The sequence below is a fragment of the Variovorax sp. P5_A3 genome (assembly GCF_056400665.1).
On the sequence record NZ_JBFUKW010000004.1, the window covers coordinates 211,942 to 233,348 of the forward strand.

At 65.7% G+C, this 21,407-nt stretch carries 19 protein-coding genes; 12 read left to right on the forward strand and 7 right to left on the reverse strand.

The window, feature by feature from the left end; all coding sequences use genetic code 11:
• Nucleotides 1-18 precede the first annotated feature (18 nt).
• The 6 genes from AC1D3B_RS08470 to serA all read right to left on the reverse strand — a co-directional run bounded on the left by AC1D3B_RS08470 (nucleotide 19) and on the right by serA (nucleotide 7,962).
• Nucleotides 19-1,074: a Tim44 domain-containing protein gene (locus AC1D3B_RS08470; RefSeq protein ID WP_478190211.1), complete on the reverse strand. Its 1,056-nt coding sequence runs from the start codon at nucleotides 1,072-1,074 to the stop codon at nucleotides 19-21.
• A 29-nt stretch (nucleotides 1,075-1,103) separates the two neighbouring features.
• Nucleotides 1,104-1,835, reverse strand: a complete 732-nt coding sequence (gene ubiE / locus AC1D3B_RS08475) for a bifunctional demethylmenaquinone methyltransferase/2-methoxy-6-polyprenyl-1,4-benzoquinol methylase UbiE (protein WP_478190212.1) — start codon at nucleotides 1,833-1,835, stop codon at nucleotides 1,104-1,106.
• 69 nt (nucleotides 1,836-1,904) lie between these two features.
• On the reverse strand, nucleotides 1,905-2,318 hold the full coding sequence (locus tag AC1D3B_RS08480) for a gamma-butyrobetaine hydroxylase family protein (protein WP_478190213.1): 414 nt from the start codon (nucleotides 2,316-2,318) through the stop codon (nucleotides 1,905-1,907).
• Nucleotides 2,318-2,755 (reverse strand): HIT family protein, encoded by a 438-nt coding sequence (locus AC1D3B_RS08485; protein ID WP_478190372.1) that lies wholly within the window; start codon nucleotides 2,753-2,755, stop codon nucleotides 2,318-2,320. The genes AC1D3B_RS08480 and AC1D3B_RS08485 overlap by 1 nt, the downstream gene beginning before the upstream one ends.
• 5 nt (nucleotides 2,756-2,760) lie before the next feature.
• Nucleotides 2,761-6,648: a DUF3683 domain-containing protein gene (locus AC1D3B_RS08490; protein ID WP_478190214.1), complete on the reverse strand. Its 3,888-nt coding sequence runs from the start codon at nucleotides 6,646-6,648 to the stop codon at nucleotides 2,761-2,763.
• 84 nt (nucleotides 6,649-6,732) lie between these two features.
• A complete protein-coding gene (gene serA / locus AC1D3B_RS08495) occupies nucleotides 6,733-7,962 on the reverse strand; it encodes a phosphoglycerate dehydrogenase (protein ID WP_478190215.1) in 1,230 nt (409 codons plus the stop codon).
• A 229-nt stretch (nucleotides 7,963-8,191) separates the two neighbouring features.
• On the opposite strand from serA, the gene ugpB reads away from it, so the two are divergent.
• The 6 genes from ugpB to AC1D3B_RS08525 all read left to right on the forward strand — a co-directional run bounded on the left by ugpB (nucleotide 8,192) and on the right by AC1D3B_RS08525 (nucleotide 15,716).
• Nucleotides 8,192-9,502, forward strand: coding sequence for a sn-glycerol-3-phosphate ABC transporter substrate-binding protein UgpB (gene ugpB, locus AC1D3B_RS08500; RefSeq protein WP_478190216.1), 1,311 nt, complete (start codon nucleotides 8,192-8,194; stop codon nucleotides 9,500-9,502).
• A gap of 113 nt (nucleotides 9,503-9,615) precedes the next feature.
• The gene (gene ugpA / locus AC1D3B_RS08505) at nucleotides 9,616-10,497 is read left to right on the forward strand and encodes a sn-glycerol-3-phosphate ABC transporter permease UgpA (protein WP_478190217.1); all 882 of its coding nucleotides are present in this window, start codon (nucleotides 9,616-9,618) and stop codon (nucleotides 10,495-10,497) included.
• Between the two features lie 111 nt (nucleotides 10,498-10,608).
• Complete coding sequence (gene ugpE / locus AC1D3B_RS08510) at nucleotides 10,609-11,460, forward strand: sn-glycerol-3-phosphate ABC transporter permease UgpE (protein ID WP_478190218.1); 852 nt, start codon at nucleotides 10,609-10,611, stop codon at nucleotides 11,458-11,460.
• A 14-nt stretch (nucleotides 11,461-11,474) separates the two neighbouring features.
• Nucleotides 11,475-12,482 carry a sn-glycerol-3-phosphate ABC transporter ATP-binding protein UgpC gene (gene ugpC / locus AC1D3B_RS08515; protein ID WP_478190219.1) on the forward strand — a complete coding sequence of 336 codons (1,008 nt, stop codon included), beginning with the start codon at nucleotides 11,475-11,477 and terminating at the stop codon, nucleotides 12,480-12,482.
• Nucleotides 12,479-13,237, forward strand: coding sequence for a glycerophosphodiester phosphodiesterase (gene ugpQ / locus AC1D3B_RS08520; protein ID WP_478190220.1), 759 nt, complete (start codon nucleotides 12,479-12,481; stop codon nucleotides 13,235-13,237). The genes ugpC and ugpQ overlap by 4 nt, the downstream gene beginning before the upstream one ends.
• Before the next feature lie 52 nt (nucleotides 13,238-13,289).
• Nucleotides 13,290-15,716: a DUF3772 domain-containing protein gene (locus AC1D3B_RS08525; protein WP_478190221.1), complete on the forward strand. Its 2,427-nt coding sequence runs from the start codon at nucleotides 13,290-13,292 to the stop codon at nucleotides 15,714-15,716.
• Here the strand turns inward: AC1D3B_RS08525 and AC1D3B_RS08530 are convergent.
• Nucleotides 15,713-15,991 (reverse strand): hypothetical protein, encoded by a 279-nt coding sequence (locus AC1D3B_RS08530; RefSeq protein WP_478190373.1) that lies wholly within the window; start codon nucleotides 15,989-15,991, stop codon nucleotides 15,713-15,715. The two genes, AC1D3B_RS08525 and AC1D3B_RS08530, sit on opposite strands and share 4 nt — an antisense overlap.
• Nucleotides 15,992-16,095: 104 nt before the next feature.
• On the opposite strand from AC1D3B_RS08530, the gene hemA reads away from it, so the two are divergent.
• From hemA to AC1D3B_RS08560, 6 genes are all read left to right on the forward strand, one after another.
• Nucleotides 16,096-17,391: a glutamyl-tRNA reductase gene (gene hemA, locus AC1D3B_RS08535; protein WP_478190222.1), complete on the forward strand. Its 1,296-nt coding sequence runs from the start codon at nucleotides 16,096-16,098 to the stop codon at nucleotides 17,389-17,391.
• Nucleotides 17,392-17,477: 86 nt separating this feature from the next.
• Nucleotides 17,478-18,566 carry a peptide chain release factor 1 gene (gene prfA, locus AC1D3B_RS08540; protein WP_478190223.1) on the forward strand — a complete coding sequence of 363 codons (1,089 nt, stop codon included), beginning with the start codon at nucleotides 17,478-17,480 and terminating at the stop codon, nucleotides 18,564-18,566.
• Between the two features lie 38 nt (nucleotides 18,567-18,604).
• Nucleotides 18,605-19,417, forward strand: a complete 813-nt coding sequence (gene prmC / locus AC1D3B_RS08545; protein WP_478190374.1) for a peptide chain release factor N(5)-glutamine methyltransferase — start codon at nucleotides 18,605-18,607, stop codon at nucleotides 19,415-19,417.
• A gap of 30 nt (nucleotides 19,418-19,447) precedes the next feature.
• A complete protein-coding gene (gene grxD, locus AC1D3B_RS08550; RefSeq protein WP_478190224.1) occupies nucleotides 19,448-19,774 on the forward strand; it encodes a Grx4 family monothiol glutaredoxin in 327 nt (108 codons plus the stop codon).
• Nucleotides 19,775-19,793: 19 nt separating this feature from the next.
• Nucleotides 19,794-20,294 carry a cupin domain-containing protein gene (locus tag AC1D3B_RS08555; RefSeq protein WP_478190225.1) on the forward strand — a complete coding sequence of 167 codons (501 nt, stop codon included), beginning with the start codon at nucleotides 19,794-19,796 and terminating at the stop codon, nucleotides 20,292-20,294.
• Nucleotides 20,295-20,403: 109 nt separating this feature from the next.
• Nucleotides 20,404-21,399 carry an AAA family ATPase gene (locus AC1D3B_RS08560; RefSeq protein ID WP_478190226.1) on the forward strand — a complete coding sequence of 332 codons (996 nt, stop codon included), beginning with the start codon at nucleotides 20,404-20,406 and terminating at the stop codon, nucleotides 21,397-21,399.
• Nucleotides 21,400-21,407: the final 8 nt, after the last annotated feature.

Here is a 21,407-nt window from a genome sequence, read left to right on the forward strand (position 1 = left end):
GATCGAAGCGCGCAGCGCTTACTGAAGTGCCTGAACTCCGGCCACCAGCCACCCGCTCGAACCGCTGGTCGGCTTGGTCATGTTCCACACCTCGCGGAACGGGCTCGGACCGGACGAGATGTCCTCGCGGATCATCCCCGAGAACTCCACGCTCGCCAGGTAGGCGTCCGGCAGTTCCTCGATGCCCAGCAGCTTGGCGTCGAGCATCACGACCTCGGTCTTGTTCGGCTGGCCACCGGTGTGGTTCTCGCGTTCGGCCAGTTGCTGGCGGATTTCGCCGACCATGCCGTCGGTCATCATCGAGCGCAGCATGCCGATGTCGGCACGGTCCCACGCGTCCTGCAGGGTCACGAAGTTGCGCTTCGCGGCGGTCAGGAAGCCATCGGCATCGAAGCCGGCGGGAATGCCCCAGCTTTGTGAGCCGGCCAGCGCCGAACCGATCATGCTGCCGCCGCCTGCCGCGGCCGCACCGGCCATCGACGAGCCACCGACGTGTTCGGGCTGCGCCGGCGTTGCGTCGAAAGCCGCGGTGTTGCGCTCCCACGGACGGGCCGAGGCATCGTTCCCGACGTTGTTCGGGCTGTATTGAATGGGCGCAGTCGCATCTGCGGGATTGCCCGCGCCCTGGAAGGCCAAGCCACCGGTGCGTGGCGTAGCGCCTCCGCCGTTGCGCGAACGCGCCGCAAAAATGCGCCACACGACCACGGCCGCCAGGACGAGCAGGCCGATCAGCAGGATGTTGCCGAAGGCAGCGCCGAGGCCCAGCGAGTGCGCGAGCCATGCGAGGCCCAGGCCTGCGGCCAGACCGCCGAGCATGCCGGCCCACGGGCGCTTGGGTGCCGCAGCGGGTGTCGCCGCAGGCGCGGCAGCGGGCTTGGCCGCGGCGGCATTGTTCGCACTCTGCGCGGGCGCTCCCGGCGTAGCGGCGGGTGCCGCAGGCGGGGTGGCCTGGCGTTGGGTCACATTAGCCGACTGCCTGCCGAACGACTTTCCGCCGCCCATGCGGGCAGCGTCGGCATCGATGCTCACGATGGCCAGCGCACACACCAGCATCACGGACCAGAAATTCTTCATGACGTCTCCTCTTCGGCAAACAAACAACTTCAACACTTGATTCCAACATGCAGGGCCGCGACGCCGCCAGTCATGTTGTGATAGTCCACATGCCCGAAACCGCCCTCCTTCATCAGGGTCTTGAGTTCCTCCTGGGCGGGATGCATCCGGATCGATTCGGCGAGGTAGCGGTAGCTGGCGTCGTCGCCCGCGACCACCTTGCCCAGACGGGGCAGCACGCTGAACGAATACCAGTCGTAGGCCTTCTGCAGCGGCTTGGCGACCTTCGAGAACTCGAGCACGAGCAGCTTGCCGCGCGGCTTGAGCACGCGGTTCATCTCCTTCAGCGCGATGTCCTTGTGGGTCATGTTGCGCAGGCCGAAGGCCACGGTCACCACGTCGAAGTGGTTGTCGGGGAAGGGCAGCTTTTCCGCATCGCAGACCAGGGTGGGCAGTGCGACGCCGGCATCGAGCAGCCTGTCGCGCCCGGTGCGCAGCATGGCCTCGTTGATGTCGGTGTGGACCACCTCGCCGGTGCTGCCGACCTTCTTCGCGAAGGCCAGCGCGAGGTCGCCCGTACCGCCGGCGATGTCGAGCACTTTCGAACCCTCGCCGACGTTCGCGACCATGACCGTGTAGGCCTTCCATGCGCGATGGAGTCCCATCGACATGAGGTCGTTCATGACGTCGTAGCGCTTCGCTACCGAATCGAAGACACCGCGCACGCGGCGTGCCTTGTCGCTTTCATCGACCGATTCAAAGCCGAAATGGGTGGTACTCATGCACCCGATGTTAGGCCGGAAGCGTTCACATCAAGTCGACGACCCCGCAGGGACACCGGGCATTCGTGATCAATGACTGCCGCAGGCGTGCCCGCCCTTTTGGGGCATCGGGGCATCGCGATCCACGCCGGCCGCTGCGAGGCGTTGCTCGTACTCGGCCCAGAGTTCGTCCTGCCGGGAGCCGAGTTCGTAGAGGAGGTCCCATGAGAAGATGCCGCTTTCGTGGCCATCGCTGAAGGTGGGTTGCACGGCGTAGTTGCCAACCGGCTGCAGGTCGATCAGGTCGACATCGCGCTTGCCGGTCTGCAGCACTTCCTGCCCCGGTCCGTGGCCCTGCACTTCCGCCGACGGCGAATAGATGCGCATCAACTCGAACGGGATGCGGAAGCTCGCCCCGTCGGAAAAGGCGACCTCCAGCACGCGCGACTGGTTGTGCAACGTGATCGACAACGGCGTCGGAGCGCCCGATTTCAAACCTGCCATCAGAAACTCCTTGCAGTCAGGCGCTGGACCATATCGCGTTCGGCGGCAGGCAGTGCGGCTTCGACCGTGGCTTCGCGAGCCGGATCGGGCTGGCGCTGTGCTGCCGCCCACACTGGGGACGGGAAGCGCGTGTCCCAATCGAAGCGTGCGATCACATGCCAGTGCAGATGCGGGACCATGTTGCCGAGTGCGGCGAGGTTGATCTTCGCGGGTGCCAGCGCGTCGCGCAGGCTCTGCTCCACCACAGCGACCGCCTCCATGCAAAGGGCACGGTCCTCGGGCGACAGGTCGGACCATTCAGGCACATGGCTCTTCCACACGACGCGAAAGAACGCAGGAAAGTTCGCCTCGGCCGCATGGATCACGCGCAGCTTCGATCCATCGAACACCAGCCGGCCGCCGACTTCGTCGCACAGGGGGCAATCCGCGACGCGCATGGCCGTCATACCAGCACTCTTTCGATGCCGCCCTGGTTGGCAGCCGCCACGTACTCGGGCATCCAGTCCTGGCCGAGAATCCTGTTCGCCATCTCGACCACGATGTAGTCGGCTTCGAGCAGGCCGTTGTTCAGGTCGTTGCCGTAGCGGCTCAGGCCCTGCAGGCAGCTCGGGCAGCTCGTCAGGATCTTGACGTTGTCCGACGGCGCCACCTTGCCGGCGTCGCGCAGCGCGGCCTCTCCCTTGCGGAGCTCTTCTTCCTTGCGAAAGCGGATCTGCGTCGAGATGTCCGGCCGCGTCACGCCCAGCGTGCCGGACTCGCCGCAGCAGCGGTCGTTCTTGAGCACGTTGTCGCCGACCAGTGCCTTGACCGTCTTCATCGGGTCCTGCAGCTTCATCGGTGTGTGGCAGGGGTCGTGGTAGAGGTAGCCGCCACCGCCCGCGTCGCCCAGCGTGATGCCCTTCTCCAGCAGGTACTCGTGGATGTCGATGATCCGGCAGCCCGGGAAGATCTTGTCGAATTGATAACCCTGCAACTGGTCATAGCAGGTACCGCAGCTCACCACCACGGTCTTGATGTCGAGGTAGTTCAGCGTGTTGGCGACGCGGTGGAAGAGCACGCGGTTGTCGGTGATCATCTTCTCGGCCTTGTCGTACTGGCCGCTGCCGCGCTGTGGATAGCCGCAGCAGAGGTAGCCAGGCGGGAGCACGGTCTGCACGCCCGCGTGCCACAGCATGGCCTGTGTGGCGAGGCCCACCTGCGAGAAGAGCCGCTCCGAGCCACAGCCGGGGAAATAGAACACCGCCTCGGTCTCTGGCGTGGTGGTCTTCGGGTCGCGGATGATCGGCACGTAGTCCGCATCCTCGATGTCGAGCAGCGCGCGCGCCGTCTTCTTGGGCAATCCACCGGGCATCTTCTTGTTGATGAAGTGAATCACCTGCTCCTTGACCGGCGCAGGACCGAGCGTGGCCGGGGGCGCGGCGGTCTGCTTCTTCGCGAGGCCGCGCAGCAGGTCGTTGGCCAGGCGCTGCGCCTTGAAGCCGATGTCGACCATGCCAGTGCGCATCATCTTGATGGTCTGCGGGTTGGTCGCGTTGAGGAAGAACATCGCCGCCGCGTTGCCAGGCCGGAAGGACTTCCGCCCCATCTTGCGCAGCAGGTTGCGCATGTTCATCGACACGTCGCCGAAGTCGATCTTGACTGGGCACGGCGAGAGGCACTTGTGGCAGACCGTGCAATGGTCGGCCACGTCCTCGAACTCTTCCCAGTGCTTGATGCTCACGCCGCGCCGGGTCTGCTCCTCGTAGAGGAAGGCCTCGACCAGCAGCGAGGTCGCGAGGATCTTGTTGCGCGGCGAGTAGAGCAGATTGGCGCGCGGCACATGGGTGGCGCAGACCGGCTTGCACTTGCCGCAGCGCAGGCAGTCCTTGACGCTGTCGGCGATGGCGCCGATGTCGCTCTGTTGCATGATGATCGACTCGTGCCCCATCAGGCCGAAGCTCGGCGTGTAGGCATTGGTCAGGTCCGCGTGCAGCGCGCGCCCGTCCTGCGCGAGGTGCTCGTTGCTGCGCAGCAGCTTGCCCTTGTTGAACCGGCCTTCCGGGTCGACCCGGCGCTTGTAGTCGGTGAAGGGTTGCAGTTCCTCGTCGCTCAGGAATTCCAACTTGGTGATGCCGATGCCGTGCTCGCCCGAGATCACGCCGTCGAGGCTGCGCGCCAGCACCATGATGCGTGCGACCGCCGCGTGCGCGGACTGCAGCATCTCGTAGTTGTCGCTGTTGACCGGAATGTTGGTGTGCACGTTGCCGTCACCCGCATGCATGTGCAGTGCGACCCACACGCGGCCCTTGAGCACGCGCTTGTGGACCTCGTTGCATTCGGTGAGGATCGGCGCGAATTCGGCACCCGAGAAGATGGTCGCCAGCGGCGCGCGAATCTGCGTCTTCCAGCTTGCGCGCAGCGAATGATCCTGCAGTTGCGGGAACAGCGCGTCGACGTTGTCGAGCCATCCCTGCCACAGCGTGCGCACTTCGCGCACCAGCGCGATGGCTTGCGCCACGCGGTCTTCCAGCAGTTCGGCCGACGGGATGTCGTTGGCATCGTCGCTCTTGCCCAGCGGCAAATTGCCGCGCGCGAGAAAGGCCTCGAGTTCGTCGGCCAGCGCGATCTTGTTCTGCAGCGAGAGCTCGATGTTGATGCGCTCGATGCCGTCCGTGTACTCGGCCATGCGCGGCAACGGGATCACCACGTCCTCGTTGATCTTGAAGGCGTTGGTGTGCTTGCTGATGGCGGCCGTGCGCTTGCGGTCGAGCCAGAACTTCTTCCGCGCCTCGGGGCTGATGGCGATGAAGCCTTCGCCGCTGCGCGAATTGGCGATGCGCACCACCTCGGACGTCACGCGCGCGACGGCGTCGGCATCGTCGCCCGCGATGTCGCCGAACAGCACCATCTTCGGCAGGCCGCCGTGCTTCTTCGATTTCGTCGCGTAGCCCACCGCCTTGAGGTAGCGGTCGTCCAAGTGCTCAAGCCCCGCCAGAAGCACGCCGGAGCGCTTCTGTTCGGCAAACATGAAGTCCTTGATCTCGACAATGCTCGGCACCGCATCCTTCGCATTGCCGAAGAACTCCAGGCAGACCGTGCGCGTGTGCGCCGGCATGCGGTGCACGATCCAGCGCGCGCTCGTGATGAGGCCGTCGCAGCCCTCCTTCTGGATGCCGGGCAGGCCCGACAGGAACTTGTCGGTCACGTCCTTGCCGAGGCCTTCCTTGCGGAAGGTCTTGCCGGGAATCTCCAGCCGTTCGGCACGCAATGCGGTCTTGCCGTCCGCGGCGAAATACTGTAGTTCGAACACGGCGCTTTCGGCGTCGTGGATCTTGCCGAGGTTGTGGCCGACGCGAGTGACTTCCAGCCACTCGGCCTGCGGCGTCACCATGCGCCAGGACGCGAGGTTGTCGAGCGCCGTGCCCCAGAGCACCGCCTTCTTGCCGCCGGCATTCATGGCGACGTTGCCGCCCACGCACGAGGCCTCTGCCGACGTGGGATCCACGGCGAACACGAAGCCCGCGCGCTCGGCCGCATCGGCGACGCGCTGCGTCACGACGCCGGCTTCGGTCCAGATCGTCGGGACAGGATTCTCCAGGCCGGGCAACGGGATCATCTCGACCTCGGTCATCGCCTCGAGCTTCTCGGTGTTGATGACGACGCTGTTCCAGGTCAGCGGGATCGCTCCGCCCGTGTAGCCGGTGCCGCCTCCGCGCGGAATGATGGTGAGGCCCAGCTCGATGCAGCCCTTGACCAGTCCGGCCATCTCGGCCTCGGTATCGGGCGTGAGCACCACGAACGGGTATTCGACGCGCCAGTCCGTCGCGTCGGTCACGTGCGACACACGCGAGAGACCGTCGAACTTGATGTTGTCCTTGGCAGTGAGCCGGCGCAGCGTGCGCGTGGCCTTGCGCCGCAGAGCGGCGACGTCCCGGAACATCGTGTCGAAGGCCGAGATTGCCCGGGCCACGAGCCCGGTCAGCTCGCCGACCAGCAGGTCGCGCTGGGCGTCGGTGTCCGGCGTGCGGCGCTTCTGCACTTCGGTCAGGCGGTGATTGAGCGCATCCACCAGTTGGCCGCGTCGGCGCGGGTTGTCCAGCAGGTCGTCGACGAGATAGGGATTGCGCTGCACGACCCAGATGTCGCCCAGCACTTCATAGAGCATGCGGGCCGATCGGCCGGTGCGGCGCTCCGAGCGCAGGATCTGGAGGAGTTCCCAGCCGCGCTCGCCCAGCAGGCGAATCACGATCTCGCGATCGGAGAAGCTGGTGTAGTTGTAGGGGATCTCACGCAATCGCACAGGCTCTGCGGCCTGCGACAACAACGCCGTCAACGCGGTCGGAGCATTCATCGGGGAGTGGCCTCGGTCGGGCGCTGCGCGCCCATCAACCAGGGGCGTGAATTTTAAGGCAGGCCCGCGGGGCCTGCCGGAGGGTCAGAACAGGACGCGGCTGCGGATGGTGCCCGGTACCTTGGCCAGCTTCTCCAGGGCAAGGTCGGACGAGGCGGCATCGATGTCGGTCACCACGTAGCCCACCTTCTCGTTGGTCTGCAGGTACTGCGAGGAGATGTTGATGTTGTTGTCCGAGAAGATCCTGTTGATCTCGGACAGGACGCCCGGCACGTTCCGGTGGATGTGCAGCAGCCGATGCTTGCCGGGATGCGCGGGCAGCGCCACCTCGGGGAAGTTGACGGACGAGGTCGAGGTCCCGTTGTCGCTGTACTTCACGAGCTTCTCGGCCACTTCCAGCCCGATGTTGGCCTGCGCCTCCATGGTCGACCCGCCGATGTGCGGCGTGAGGATCACATTGTCCAGCCCGCGCAAGGGCGACTGGAATTCGTCCTTGTTGCTGCGCGGCTCGACCGGGAACACGTCGATCGCGGCGCCTAGCAGCTTCTGCTCTTTCAGGGCCGCGGCCAAGGCCTCGATCTCGACCACGGTGCCGCGCGATGCATTGATCAGGATGGCACCGGGCTTCATCGCCGCGATCTCCTTCGCGCCGATCATCCATTGCGTGGCCTGCGTCTCCGGCACGTGCAGGCTCACGATGTCGCTCTGTGCCAGCAGGTCGGGCAGGAGCCGGACCTGGCGCGCGTTGCCCAGGGGGAGCTTGGTCACTACATCGAAGAACGCCACTTGCATGCCCAGCGCCTCGGCCAGCACCGAGAGCTGCGCGCCGATGGAACCGTAGCCCACGATGCCCAGCGTCTTGCCGCGGATCTCGAAGGCGTTGTCGGCCGACTTGAGCCAGCCGCCGCGATGCGCGACCGCGCTTTTCTCGGGCACGCCGCGGAGCAAGAGGATGGCCTCGGCCAGCACCAGTTCAGCGACCGAGCGCGTATTCGAATAGGGGGCGTTGAAGACCACGATGCCATGCTCGCGCGCCGCATCGAGATCGACCTGGTTGGTGCCGATGCAGAAGCACCCCACGGCCACCAGCTTGTTCGCCTCGGCGAAGACCTCGGCCGTCAACTGCGTGCGCGACCGGATGCCCAGGAAGTGCACATCGGCGATCCGCGCCTTGAGTTCGGCATCCGGCAACGCACCGGAGAGCGATTCGACGTTCGTATAGCCCGCTGCGTGCAACACCTCGACCGCCGAAGGATGGATGCCTTCCAGCAGGAGGAACTTGATCTTGCTTTTGTCGAGGGAAGTCTTGCTCATGCGCGTCCGGAAGGCCCGCCAGAACCCAGGAGGCAGAGCCGAAAAAAGGGGAGGAGGATGCTAGCATGGTGCGCCGCAGCATGCAGGACGCAGGGTCGGCTCGAACAGCGCACCAAAAAGGGTTTCCCCCGGTTGGGGAAGCATGCGCCCGCGCGAAAATATTGTGACGCTGTCGTGTCATACACGTGACCTAGCATCCGCGCTTTTGTTTCCCCCCTCAGGAGTTTTCATGCGATTCAAGACGCTCGCCATGGCCTCGGCATTGGCCGCGACGCTGTTCACCCCCGCGTTCGCGCAAACCGAAATCCAATGGTGGCATTCCATGACCGCCGTGAACGGCGAATGGGTCAATGACCTGGCGAAGCAGTTCAACGAGAGCCAGAAGGAATTCAAGATCGTGCCGACCTACAAGGGCCAGTACGACGAATCCATGACTGCCGCCATCGCCGCGTTCCGTGCCGGCAATGCGCCGCACATCCTGCAGGTGTTCGAAGTGGGCACCGCGACGATGATGGCCAGCAAGGGTGCCATCGTGCCGGTGGGCAAGGTCATGAAGGACGCCGGCGAGAAGTTCGATCCAGCCGCCTACATCCCCGCGGTCGCCGGCTACTACACGGCGCCCAGTGGCCAGATGTTGAGCTTCCCGTTCAACAGCTCGACCACGATCTTCTATTTCAACAAGGATGCATTCAAGGCGGCCGGCCTGCCGACCGACAAGGCGCCCGCCACCTGGCCCGAAGTGGTCGCAGCAGCCGCGAAGCTCAAGGCCAGCGGCCACAAGTGCCCGTTCACGACGGCTTGGCAGAACTGGACCCAACTCGAGAGCTTCTCGGCCTGGCACAACGTCGAGTTCGCCACGAAGAACAATGGCCTCACGGGCCTGGATGCTCGCCTGAAGGTCGATTCGCCCCTGCACCAACGCCACATCGAGAACCTCGCAAGCATGGCCAAGCAGGGCCTGTTCGTCTACAAGGGCCGCTCCAACGTGCCCGAGGCGTCCTTCGTCTCCGGCGAATGCGCCATGATCGCCACCTCTTCCGGCTTCTACGGCAACGTGGCGAAAAACGCCAAGTTCGCCTATGGCCTGACCGCGCTGCCCTACTACCCCGACGTTCCCGGCGCACCGCAGAACACGGTCATCGGCGGTGCCAGCCTCTGGGTGATGGCAGGCAAGAAGTCCGAGGAATACCGTGGCATTGCCAAGTTCTTCAGCTTCATCTCCACACCTGAGGTCCAGTCCGCCAGCCACAAGCGCACCGGCTACCTGCCGATCACGACTGCCGCCTACCAGCTGACCGACAAGTCCGGCTTCTACAAGGAGCATCCGGGTACCGACGTCGCCGTGACGCAGATGATCCGCAAGGTGACCGACAAGAGCCGCGGCATCCGCCTGGGCAACTACGTGCAGATCCGCGCGATCGAGGACGAGGAACTCGAACAGGTCTGGAGCGGCAAGAAGACGGCCAAGGAGGCACTCGACGCCATCGTGACGCGCGGCAACGAACAGCTGGAACGCTTCCAGAAAGCAAACAAGAGCTGACGCATTCATCGCGGCTCGGGCCGCCCCTGCCGAGCTAACATCCACCGCCCCGCCTGCAGTGCAGCCGGGGCGGAATTGTTATCAGGGGGGCGGTCTTCTATTCGGTATCGCTCATGGAAAAACGCGTCGTCTTTCGCTCGGGTTGGCTGCCCTGGGCGCTGCTCACGCCGCAGCTCATCGTCATCATCGTGTTCTTCTTCTGGCCCGCGAGCCAGGCGCTGATGCAATCGATGCAGGTACAGGACGCCTTCGGCACCTCGACCGAGTGGGTCGGCTTGCAGAACTTCAGGGAACTGTTCAACGATCCAGCCTACGTCGAGTCCTTCGAAACGACGGCCCTCTTCTCGATCCTGGTCGCCGGCATCGGCCTCGGCCTCTCGCTGCTGCTGGCCGTGTTCGCCGACCGCATCGTGCGCGGCGCGATGATCTACCAGACGCTGCTGATCGTGCCGTACGCCGTGGCGCCCGCCGTGGCCGCGGTGCTGTGGGTCTTCATGTTCTCGCCGTCGCTGGGCGTGATCGCCTACGGGCTCGGCAAGATCGGCATCGACTGGAACCACCTGCTCAATTCGAAGCACGCCATGACGCTGATCGTGATGGCGGCGGTCTGGAAGCAGATCTCGTACAACTTCCTCTTCTTCCTCGCAGGCCTCCAGTCGATTCCGAAATCGCTGATCGAGGCGGCCGCGATCGACGGCGCGCGGCCGTGGCGGCGCTTCTGGACCGTGCAGTTCCCCCTGCTCTCGCCGACCACCTTCTTCCTCCTGGTGATCAATGTGGTGTACGCCTTCTTCGACACCTTCGCGATCGTCGATACGGCGACCCAGGGCGGCCCGGGGACGGCCACCCGCATCCTGGTCTACAAGGTCTATCACGACGGCTTCAAGGCGATGGACCTGGGCGGCTCGGCCGCGCAGTCGGTGGTCCTGATGGCGATCGTCATCGTGCTGACGGTGGTTCAGTTTCGATACGTGGAAAAGAAAGTGAACTACTGATGAGAGCTCACCCCCAGGCTTGCCCACTTCGTGTGGCCGCCACCCCCCTTCCGGGGGCAACCCCAGCGGCCCTGCAAAGCCGGCTCCGCGGGATTCCTGGAGAAATCCGGCATGGTTGAGCGCAATCCTTCCCTTGGCATCCTGGCGCACGCCGTGGTGATCTTCGGCGTGCTGATCGTCGCCTTTCCGCTCTACCTGGCGTTCGTGGCATCGACGCACACGGCGCAGGAGATCGTGCAGGCGCCGATGCCGCTCCTTCCGGGGGGACACTTCTGGGAAACCTACAAGTCCGCCTTGTTTGGCCGCACCGCTGGCGCCGGGTCCCTCGCACCGGTGGCACGGATGATGTGGGTGAGCCTCGTGACGGCGCTCGTCATCACCTTCGGGAAGATCGCGATTTCGCTGCTGTCGGCATTCGCGGTCGTGTACTTCCGCTTTCCGTTCAAGAGCCTGTGCTTCTGGGCGATCTTCATCACGCTGATGCTGCCGGTCGAAGTGCGGATCGGGCCGACCTACCAGGTCGTCTCGGACCTCGGCATGCTCAACAGCTACGCCGGCCTGACCATCCCGCTGATTGCGTCGGCGACGGCCACCTTCCTGTTCCGGCAGTTCTTCCTGACCGTGCCCGACGAACTCATCGAAGCCGCCCGCATGGACGGCGCGGGGCCGATGCGCTTCTTCTGGGACATCCTGGTGCCTTTGTCGAAGACCTCGATCGCCGCGCTCTTCGTGATCCAGTTCATCTACGGCTGGAACCAGTACCTCTGGCCGCTGCTCGCGACCACGAGCGAGGACATGTATCCGGTGGTGATCGGCATCAAGCGGATGATCGCCGGGGGCGACGGACAGAACGAATGGAACATCGTGATGGCCACTGCGCTTCTCGCCATGCTGCCGCCGACCGTGGTGGTCATCCTCATGCAGAAGTGGTTCGTCAAGGGCCTGGTGGATACGGAAAAGTAACGGACAACAAGAACATGGCAGCTCTTTCACTTCGCAACGTCATCAAGCGCTACGGCCATGGGCCGAAGGCAAACCAGGTCATCCACGGTGTCAGCGCCGAGATCGCCGACCACGAATTCATCGTCATCGTCGGGCCTTCGGGCTGCGGCAAGTCCACGCTGCTGCGCATGGTCGCGGGCCTGGAGGAAATCAGCGCGGGCGAGATCCGCATCGGCGACCGCGTGGTGAACAACCTCGAACCGGCCGAGCGCGACATCGCGATGGTGTTCCAGAACTACGCGCTCTACCCGCACATGACGGTGTTCGACAACATGGCCTACGGGCTGAAGATCGCCAGGGTGCCGGTGCCGGAGATCAAGACGCGCGTCGACAAGGCAGCCAAGATCCTGGAGCTCGGCCATCTGCTGGCACGCAAGCCGCGCGAACTGTCCGGCGGACAGCGCCAGCGCGTGGCGATGGGTCGCGCGATCGTGCGTCAGCCGCAGGTGTTCCTGTTCGACGAGCCGCTGTCGAATCTCGATGCCAAGCTGCGCGCGCAGACGCGGCTGGAGATCCAGAAACTCCATCGCGAGCTCGGCATTACCTCTCTCTTCGTGACGCACGACCAGGTCGAGGCCATGACGCTGGCTCAGCGCATCATCGTGATGAACGCAGGCGTGATGGACCAGTTCGGCACCCCGGAGGACGTGTATTCGCGGCCCGCGACCACCTTCGTCGCGAGCTTCATCGGATCGCCGCCGATGAATCTGCTGAGGCACGCGCCCGGGGTGCGGCCGGGCACGATCCTGGGCATTCGTCCGGAGCACATGACGCTTGATGCGAGCGGCTGGTCGGTGCAAGTCGAGCACGTCGAGTTGCTCGGCGCGGAGCGGCTGGTCTATGGCCGCATCGGCGAGGAGCCGGTGATCATGCGGATGGACGAGGGCCAGCCGCCGCCCGTCCCGGGTGACACGGTCAAGATCGCCGCGCGCCAGGACAAGCTGCACTGGTTCGACGCCGGTTCCGGCAAGCGCACGACATGAGCACGCAGGTGACAGCGTCCGATTGGCCCTATCCGCGCTGGATCGCGCATCGCGGCGCCGGCAAGCTCGCGCCCGAGAACACGCTGGCCGCCTTCCGGCTCGGCGCGGAATTCGGCTACCGCATGTTCGAATGCGACGCCAAGCTCAGCGCGGATGGCGTGCCTTTTCTCCTGCATGACAGCACGCTCGAGCGCACAAGCAACGGCCACGGTATTGCGGGCGATCAACCCTGGGCAAAACTTTCCCGCCTCGATGCGGGCGCCTGGCATTCGCGCCGCTATGCGGGCGAGCCGCTGGCCAGTCTTGAAGGGCTGATCCGCTTCTGCATCGCCAACAGCCATGCACTCAATATCGAGATCAAGCCCACGCCCGGGCTGGAGCGCGTGACCGGCGAGGCGGTGGCACGGCAAGCAGCACAACTGTGGACTGGCGCGTCCCTTCCGTCGCCCTTCCTGACATCGTTCGCGCCGGACTCGCTGCGCGGCGCGCTGGCAACGCAACCCGAACTGCCGCGCGGGCTGCTGCTCGACACACTGTGGGACGGGTGGCTCGACACGGCCACCCAACTCGGCTGCGCGGCGATCGTCTGCAACTACGCGCTGTGGGACGCGGCCACCGTCGCGCAAGTGCACGCGGCCGACATGCGCGCGCTGAGCTACACGGTGAACGACGACTGGGCCGTCCGGCACCTGGTCGCACTCGGCACCGACGGGATCATCACCGACCGCGTCGACAGGTTCGCCCCGGCGAGCTGAGCCTGCAGGCGCACCGTTTCGCCGCAGCATCGGGCCCTTTTATGATGAAGTCATGACTTGGCTCCAACGTCTCGCGGCCGTGCTGCTTGCTGCAATGCTTTGCGGCCCCGCGTTCGCCCAGGGAACTTCGCCCGAAGTCGCCCCCAGCGTCGCCGCCTTGCGGGCCCGTCTCGACAGCATTCCGAAAAGCGTCGAGAGCGACGAGAACGTCACAGTCCCAATCGCAAAGCTGCGGGACCTCAGCGCCGCCGTCGACAAGTTCATCGTCTCGCGCACGGGAGAGCTCAACGACCTCAACGCACGACTGGGAGAACTGGGTGCCGCCCCGGCCGCCGGCGCGGCAGCCGAGAACCCCGACATCACCCGTCGCCGCGATGCGCTGACCAAGGAGCGCAACGAGATCGATGCCGACATCCGGCTCGCACGGCTCGTGACAGTGGACGCCCAGCAACGGGCCAGCGACCTTCTGGCCAAGCGCCGGGCCGTCTTCGAGGCCCAGCTGACCGAACGCTCACGGTCGCCCCTCGGCATGGAGTTCTGGAGCGACATCGCCGACGCCTGGCCCTCCGACACCGAACGCCTGCGGGATCTCGGTGCCGAACTGAAGAAGGGCCTCGACGTCGCGCGACAACCGGCCCATGTCTCGGCTGTATTGATCAGTATCGTGGTGGCCTTGCTGGTCGCGTTGCTGGGTAACTGGGCTGCCGAGCGGACATTGACGCAACTGGCCGCGCGCGTCCTGCCGGGGGGGCGTCTTCGGCGTTCGCTGCTGGTGATCGCGATCGTCACGACCAACGTCCTGCTGGTCGGGTTGGCGGCGCAGGGCGTCTATGCGACTTTCGACGCCCATGGGATCTGGGGCGCGCAAACCCGCAAGCTCGGCCAGGCCGTCGTGCAGTCCAGCATCTTCATCGCGTTCGTGGTCGGCCTCGGACGCGCCTTGCTGTCCAACGGCAGGCCGACGTGGCGCCTGCCGCCGATCCCGGACGGCATGGCCTTGCGCCTGGCGCCCTTCCCGTGGCTGATGGCGCTGGTCGGGACGATGGCGTGGGCAACGTCGCAGGTGAACGCGGTGGTGGACGCCAGTTTTGCCGCTGTGGTCGGCGCTCATGTGATGACGGCCCTGACCCTCACCATCATGATCGGTGCGATGCTGCTGCGGCTGCGCGAACCCGTTGCCGCACCGGTCGAAGGCGTCAAGCCGCCCGCTTCCGACGCGACTGCGGCGACGGAAGTCGAGGAACGGCCGCTCTGGGTGGGCATCCTGCTGGGAGTAGTCGCGCTCGCGCTGGTCGTGATCTGGGTCCTGGTGGCCATCGGCTATGTCGCGTTGGCGAGCTTCCTGGCGAGCCAGCTCAACTGGACGTGCATCGTGGTGTCGGCGTTCTATGTGCTGTTCAAGTTCGCCGACGACCTGTTCATGGCCGTGGTGTCTTCGCGGAGCAATTTCGGACAGCGAATGCAGGCCAGCTTCGGACTGGAATCGCGCACCCTGGATCAGGCGGCGGTGGCGCTGTCCGGCCTGAGTCGCGTGGCGCTGTTCTTCTACATGGTGATTGCGCTGGCAGCCCCCCTGGGCACGAGCCCGGGAGAGGTGTTCCTGCGTAGCGGGAAGTTCGCCACGGGCGTCAAGGTCGGGGAACTCCAGCTCGTGCCGGGGGCGATCTTCAGCGCGGTGACCGTCCTGGTCGGCGGCTTCGTCGCTCTGCGCATCGTCAAGCGCTGGCTGGCGGGGCGCTTTTTGCCGAACACGGCGCTCGAGCCCGGCATGCAGAGTTCGATCACCACCCTGCTCGGCTATGTCGGCGGCATCGTGGTGGTCGCATTCACACTCTCGGCACTGGGCATCGGCATCGAACGCATCGCCTGGGTGGCGAGTGCGCTGTCGGTCGGTATCGGCTTCGGCTTGCAGGCCATCGTGCAGAACTTCATCTCGGGGCTGATCCTGCTCGCGGAGCGGCCGGTCAAGGTGGGCGACTGGGTGGTGCTGGGCACTGCGGAAGGGGATGTGCGGCGCATCAACGTGCGCGCGACGGAAATCCAGCTCGGCGACCGCTCGACGCTGATCGTGCCGAATTCGGAGTTCATCACGAAGACCGTGCGCAACATGACGCTTGCGAACGCCGAGGGCCGGGTTCTCATCCGCTTGCCGATGCCGCTGACTACCAATGCCAGCCGTGCGCGCGATGTGATGCTCGCGGCGTTCGCCAATCATCCGGGCGTATTGCCGACACCGGCGCCGACCGTCACGCTTGAAGGCATCGAGGTGGGCGTCCTGATCTTCCAGGCGATCGGCTACGTGCAGAGCCCGCGCCTGGCTGGCGGGGTTCGCAGCGATGTTCTCTTCTCGATGCTGGATGGCCTGCTAGCGGCCGACATGCCGTTGGCGGCCTATCCGGGCGTTCCGCCCGTGCCGGGAACGCCTGCCGCGCCGCCCGCCGCGGCCCCCGGCCCGGTGGGCCCCATCATGGCGTCCTAGCCGCGCCAAGCTCCTGCGATCAGCCACTGGCTGGTTGCGCACGCGACCACGAGGGCGACGTAGGTGGCCATTATCCCGTCGCGTCCGAAGACGAGCAGGCCGGCTGCCAGCACGGCAACACCAACTACGAAATTGATAGCGCCCTGCGCCCACCAGCCAGGGGCCTTGGGCGACCGCCGCATCGCGAATCGGCCCAGGATGGCACACAGGAAGCCGACCGCGAACGCGGGAGCAACGAAATTGAGAAGGTGGTCGAGGAGGTCCAGCGGGGCCATGGGAAACGTTGCGCAACGGGCAACCGGGGTGATCGCCGCCATGGCCACAGCCATTTTTCGGACGGCGAGCCGTCTGCGGGCTGCTGATTTTATAATCAGCGGCTATGTCAGTCTGGGCCCTTGGCTTGAACCACACGACCGCGCCGCTCGACCTGCGTGGTCGTTTTGCGTTCGCCATCGATCAGATCGCCCCGACACTGCATAGTTTGCGGCACTCGTTCGGGTCCAACCGGCACCCTTCCGTGGAGGCCGCGATCATCTCGACCTGCAACCGCACCGAGATCTACTGCGCCGCCGACCACCAGGCACTCGACCACACGGTCGACTGGCTGGCCCAAAGCGGCGGCGTCGCCCCGGCCCTCCTCCGATCGCACGCCTATGCGCTGCATGACGACCAGGCGGCACGTCACGCCTTCCGTGTGGCCAGCGGCCTCGATTCGATGGTGTTGGGCGAAGCCCAGATCCTCGGGCAGATGAAGGACGCCATCCGCGCCGCCGAGACCGCGGGTGCGCTGGGCAGCACGCTGAACCAGTTGTTCCAGCGCTCCTTCGCCGTGGCCAAGGAAGTTCGCACGGCCACCGAGATCGGCGCGCACTCCATCAGCATGGCGGCGGCGGCCGTTCGACTGGCCGGCCAGCTCTTCGAAGACCTGCAACGCACGCGCGTGCTGTTCGTCGGTGCCGGCGAGATGATCGACCTCGCGGTCACTCATTTCGCCGCGAAGCAGCCCAAGTCCATCGTCATTGCCAACCGCACGCTCGAGCGCGGCGAGAAACTGGCGTCCCGCTTCGGCGGCGAGGCCATGCGGCTCGCCGACTTGCCGGCACGGCTCGCCGAGTTCGACATCGTCGTGAGCTGCACCGCGAGCACATTGCCGCTGATCGGCCTCGGCGCCGTGGAACGCGCGCTCAAGCTTCGCAAGCACCGGCCGATGTTCATGGTCGATCTCGCCGTGCCGCGCGACATCGAGCCCGAAGTCAAGGCACTGGAAGACGTCTACCTCTACACGGTCGACGATCTCGCGCAGGTCGTGCAGCAGGGTCACGCCCACCGGCAGGCGGCCGTTGCACAGGCCGAAGTGATCATCGACGCCGGTGTGCAGAGCTTCATGCACTGGCTGGACCAGCGCGGTACCGTGCCGCTGATCCGCCAGCTCAACGCGCAGACCGACGAATGGCGCGCCACCGAACTGGCGCGCGCCCGCAAGCTGCTCGCCAAGGGCGAAAGCGTCGACGCCGTGCTGGAAGCGCTCTCCCGCGGCCTCACGCAGAAGATGCTGCACGGCGCCATGGCCGAGCTGCATGCCGGGGACGCCACCGCGCGCGAACATACGGCGCAGGCGATCTCGCGCCTCTTCCTCCGGACCGATCTCCGCGGCGACCAACGCAAAGAGTCCTAGCGACGCCCGTCGCTCCGGCGGCGCTGCCGCCATCCAGCATTTGCCGCACCCCTGCGGTCCGCCCCTTTCGCCATTCCATCGCCCTCGTGAAACCATTCCTGCGTCACCAACTCGAGCGCTACGCGCAACGCCTCGGCGAACTGGACTTCCTGCTTTCGCGGGAAGACATCATGTCCGACATGGCGCAGTACCGCACCATCTCGCGCGAGCATGCGGAGGTCACGCAGATCGCCGGCCGCTACCACCGATACGTGCAGCGAGAGGCCGATCTCGCCGGCGCGCGAGAGATGCTCGACGAGCCCGAGATGGCCGAGATGGCGCAGGAAGAAATCGCCGGTGCCGAGGCTGAGCTCGTCCAGCTCGAAGACGAGCTCCAGCGCTTGCTCCTGCCCAAGGACCCGGACGACGCGCGCAACGCCTTCCTCGAAATCCGCGCCGGCACGGGCGGTGACGAGTCAGCGCTCTTCGCCGGCGATCTCCTGCGGATGTACACACGCTATGCCGAACGCGCCGGCTTGCGCTGCGAGATCGTGAGCGAGAGCGAGAGCGAACTCGGCGGCTACAAGGAAGTGGTAGTGCGCATCGTGGGCGACGAGGTGTTCGGCAAGCTTCGCTTCGAATCCGGCGGCCACCGCGTGCAACGCGTGCCCGCCACCGAGACGCAGGGGCGCATCCACACCAGCGCCTGCACGGTCGCCGTACTGGCCGAGCCCGACGAGACGCAGGCGGTACAGATCAATCCGGCCGACCTGCGAATCGACACCTACCGGGCGAGCGGCGCGGGTGGGCAGCACATCAACAAGACCGATTCGGCCGTGCGCATCACGCACATTCCCACGGGGATCGTCGCTGAATGCCAGGACGACCGAAGCCAGCACCGCAACAAGGCCAAGGCCATGCAGGTGTTGTCGGCGCGCATCCAGGAGAAGGACCGCAGCGAACGCGCGGCCAAGGATGCTGCACTGCGCAAGGGACTGATCGGCAGCGGCGACCGGAGCGACCGCATCCGTACCTACAACTTCCCGCAAGGCCGGCTCACGGACCATCGCATCAACCTCACGCTCTACAAGCTGCTGGCCATCATGGAAGGCGACTTGGGCGACGTGCTGGCGGCGCTGCAATCGGCGCGCGAGGCCGAGCAGTTGGCGGAGCTCGAAGCCAGTCTGCCGGCGTGACATCCTCGGACACGCACTCGCCTTCGACCCCGGCCCGGATGCTGGCCGCGGCGACGGCCCTGGGGGTCGATCGCCTCGACGCCCAGCTGCTGCTGTTGCATGTACTAGGTCGTGCATCGAACGAGCGGGCATGGCTGCTGGCGCATGACACGGACGCGCTGGCGGACGAGGTGTGGCCCGCATTCGCACAGCTCTGCGCCCGACGCGCGACAGGCGAACCGGTGGCCTACCTGGTCGGCGAAAAGGAATTCCACGGGCTCGGACTGCAGGTCGACCGGCGGGTGCTGGTACCTCGGCCGGATACGGAAACGCTGGTCGAGTGGGCACTGCACTGCCTGGACGGCCGCAAGTCCCCCTCGGTGCTGGACCTCGGCACCGGCAGCGGCGCGATCGCGCTGGCAATCCAGCATGCGCGCCCGGACGCCCACGTCACGGCCGTCGACGCCAGCGCCGACGCACTGGCCGTCGCGAGCGCCAACGCCGCCCGGCTCGGGCTGCCCGTGCGCTTCGTGGAGGCCGACTGGCTGGGCGGCGCCGACACGGGTTACGACCTGATCGCCTCGAATCCGCCCTACATCGCTACCGGCGACTCCCATTTGCCGGCACTCCGCCACGAACCGCTCCAGGCGCTCGTATCCGGCGCCGATGGTCTCGACGACATCCGTCGCATCGTCCGGGCGGCACCGGCGCATCTGGCGGATGGCGGCTGGCTGATGCTCGAACACGGCTACGACCAGGCCGGCGCGGTACGCCGTCTGCTGACGGACCGAGGCTTCTCCGAAGCCCAAAGCCGCGACGACCTTGCCGGCATCGCGCGGTGCTCAGGCGGAATCTGGCGCACGGTGAAATAATCCGCGCAGCCCAATTTCCAGGAGTCCCCCATGTCCGAAGCCCAGCAACGCATTGACGACCTCGTCAAGACCAACGACCTCGTGCTCTTCATGAAAGGCAACGCGAGTTTCCCGATGTGCGGTTTCTCCGGCCGCGCGATCCAGATCCTCAAGGCCGTGGGTGTCGACACGCGAACACTGAAGACCGTCAATGTGCTGGAAGACGACGCCATCCGCCAGGGCATCAAGGAATACAGCAACTGGCCGACCATCCCCCAGCTCTACGTGAAGGGCGAGTTCGTCGGCGGTTCGGACATCCTGATGGAGATGTACGAATCCGGGGAGTTGCAGCAAATGCTCAACGCCAACCCCGCCTGACCCTCCCTGCCGCCAGACCATGAGCCACGATCACGGCGACCATGGGCGCGCGCATGACGAAGGCGCGTGGAAGCACGACGGGGTGCGGGTGATCCCGGGCAATCAGCTCGATACCAACACGGCGCAGACGCCGGGCATGAACCGGGCTGCTGCGATCAACTTCGCGCGGGTCGGTGCGCAGAAGCTCTGGGCCGGCACGGTGACCATCCATGCCAACGCCAAGACTGGTGCCCATCATCACGGTCATCTCGAATCGGTGATCTACGTTGTGCGGGGACGTGCCCGCATGCGCTGGGGCGAGCGTCTTGAGTTCACTGCCGAGGCCGGTCCGGGCGACTTCATCTATGTGCCGCCCTACGTGCCGCACCAGGAAATCAACGCCAGCGAGACGGAGGCGCTCGAGTGCGTGCTTTGCCGCAGCGACGGAGAAGCGGTGGCGGTCAACCTTGCCATCGAGCCGGTCGAGAAGCCCGAGTCGGTGCTTTGGGTCGATCCGACCCATCCTCACGGCGGTGTGTGACTGCGCCGCGACAGATTTTCAAAACCCTGGAAAGCGAGAAAACGTAGGCACCTGTCGAACCCGGGCACGGCTTATGCTGTCCAAAGCGTGTTCGAAACCGGAGGTGTCCATGGATTCCCGCAGTCTCGTCCCAGCGTCGCCGTCGTTCCAGCTGCCGGTGGCCAATCTACGCAGCGTGTTCCAGACACACGATGTCGAACGCAAGCTCGCCAAGCTCCCCGACCGCGACCACGAACACTTGCGGACCACCTACGAGCGCATGCTCGAACGTGGGCCCGACCGCTTCCAGGTCAAGCCCAGCGGCGTTCCCGAGATGGCCGCGCTCTACGCCCAGTTGCCCAACTTCACCGAAGTACTCGACGACGTCCGCCGCCATGTCGCCCTCGCGCAGGACAGCCGCGACGGCCTCGAAGTCACGCCGATGCTGCTGCTCGGCCCGCCCGGTATCGGCAAGACGCATTTCGCGAAGAAGCTGGCCGAATTGCTCGGCACGGGGATGTCGCTGGTGCCGATGAATTCGATGACTGCGGGGTGGTTGCTCTCCGGCGCATCCTCGCAGTGGAAGGGCGCCAAGCCCGGCAAGGTGTTCGAGGCACTGGTCGACGGTCAGTACGCGAACCCGGTGATGGTGATCGACGAGATCGACAAGGCCGGCGCCGACAGCCAGTACGACCCGCTCGGTGCGCTGTACAACCTGCTCGAGCATGACACCGCGCACGCCTTCGTCGACGAGTTCGCCGAAGTGCCCATCGACGCCAGCCAGGTGATCTGGATCACGACGGCGAACGACGAACGCAGCATTCCGGAGCCCATCCTGAACCGAATGAACGTGTTCGAGATCGAGGCGCCCTCGCCCGAGGCTGCTCGCCAGATCGCGCGGCAGCTTTACCTTTCGATTCGCAACGACCACGACTGGGGGCGGCTCCTGGCTGAAGAGCCTTCGGGCGACGTGCTCGACCATCTGGCCACACTTGCACCGCGCGAGATGCGCCGGGCGCTGATGACCGGCTTCGGCAACGCCCGCCTGGCCGGCCGCGACGAGGTTCGCGTCGACGACCTCCCGCGCGCCAACGTCGCCCGAAGCCGCATCGGATTCGTTCAATAGAAAGCGCC

Bases quoted from the DNA above. Each gene is read 5' to 3' on its own strand.
- ugpC (WP_478190219.1), top strand. From the start codon at position 11,475: ATGGCAGCTCTTTCACTTCGCAACGTCATCAAGCGCTACGGCCATGGG.
- serA (WP_478190215.1), bottom strand. From the start codon at position 7,962: ATGAGCAAGACTTCCCTCGACAAAAGCAAGATCAAGTTCCTCCTGCTG.
- ugpB (WP_478190216.1), top strand. From the start codon at position 8,192: ATGCGATTCAAGACGCTCGCCATGGCCTCGGCATTGGCCGCGACGCTG.
- ugpE (WP_478190218.1), top strand. From the start codon at position 10,609: ATGGTTGAGCGCAATCCTTCCCTTGGCATCCTGGCGCACGCCGTGGTG.
- AC1D3B_RS08470 (WP_478190211.1), bottom strand. From the start codon at position 1,074: ATGAAGAATTTCTGGTCCGTGATGCTGGTGTGTGCGCTGGCCATCGTG.
- AC1D3B_RS08490 (WP_478190214.1), bottom strand. From the start codon at position 6,648: ATGAATGCTCCGACCGCGTTGACGGCGTTGTTGTCGCAGGCCGCAGAG.
- ugpQ (WP_478190220.1), top strand. From the start codon at position 12,479: ATGAGCACGCAGGTGACAGCGTCCGATTGGCCCTATCCGCGCTGGATC.
- hemA (WP_478190222.1), top strand. From the start codon at position 16,096: ATGTCAGTCTGGGCCCTTGGCTTGAACCACACGACCGCGCCGCTCGAC.
- ugpA (WP_478190217.1), top strand. From the start codon at position 9,616: ATGGAAAAACGCGTCGTCTTTCGCTCGGGTTGGCTGCCCTGGGCGCTG.
- prmC (WP_478190374.1), top strand. From the start codon at position 18,605: ATGCTGGCCGCGGCGACGGCCCTGGGGGTCGATCGCCTCGACGCCCAG.
- ubiE (WP_478190212.1), bottom strand. From the start codon at position 1,835: ATGAGTACCACCCATTTCGGCTTTGAATCGGTCGATGAAAGCGACAAG.
- grxD (WP_478190224.1), top strand. From the start codon at position 19,448: ATGTCCGAAGCCCAGCAACGCATTGACGACCTCGTCAAGACCAACGAC.
- AC1D3B_RS08480 (WP_478190213.1), bottom strand. From the start codon at position 2,318: ATGGCAGGTTTGAAATCGGGCGCTCCGACGCCGTTGTCGATCACGTTG.
- AC1D3B_RS08560 (WP_478190226.1), top strand. From the start codon at position 20,404: ATGGATTCCCGCAGTCTCGTCCCAGCGTCGCCGTCGTTCCAGCTGCCG.
- AC1D3B_RS08525 (WP_478190221.1), top strand. From the start codon at position 13,290: ATGACTTGGCTCCAACGTCTCGCGGCCGTGCTGCTTGCTGCAATGCTT.
- AC1D3B_RS08485 (WP_478190372.1), bottom strand. From the start codon at position 2,755: ATGCGCGTCGCGGATTGCCCCCTGTGCGACGAAGTCGGCGGCCGGCTG.
- AC1D3B_RS08530 (WP_478190373.1), bottom strand. From the start codon at position 15,991: ATGGCCCCGCTGGACCTCCTCGACCACCTTCTCAATTTCGTTGCTCCC.
- AC1D3B_RS08555 (WP_478190225.1), top strand. From the start codon at position 19,794: ATGAGCCACGATCACGGCGACCATGGGCGCGCGCATGACGAAGGCGCG.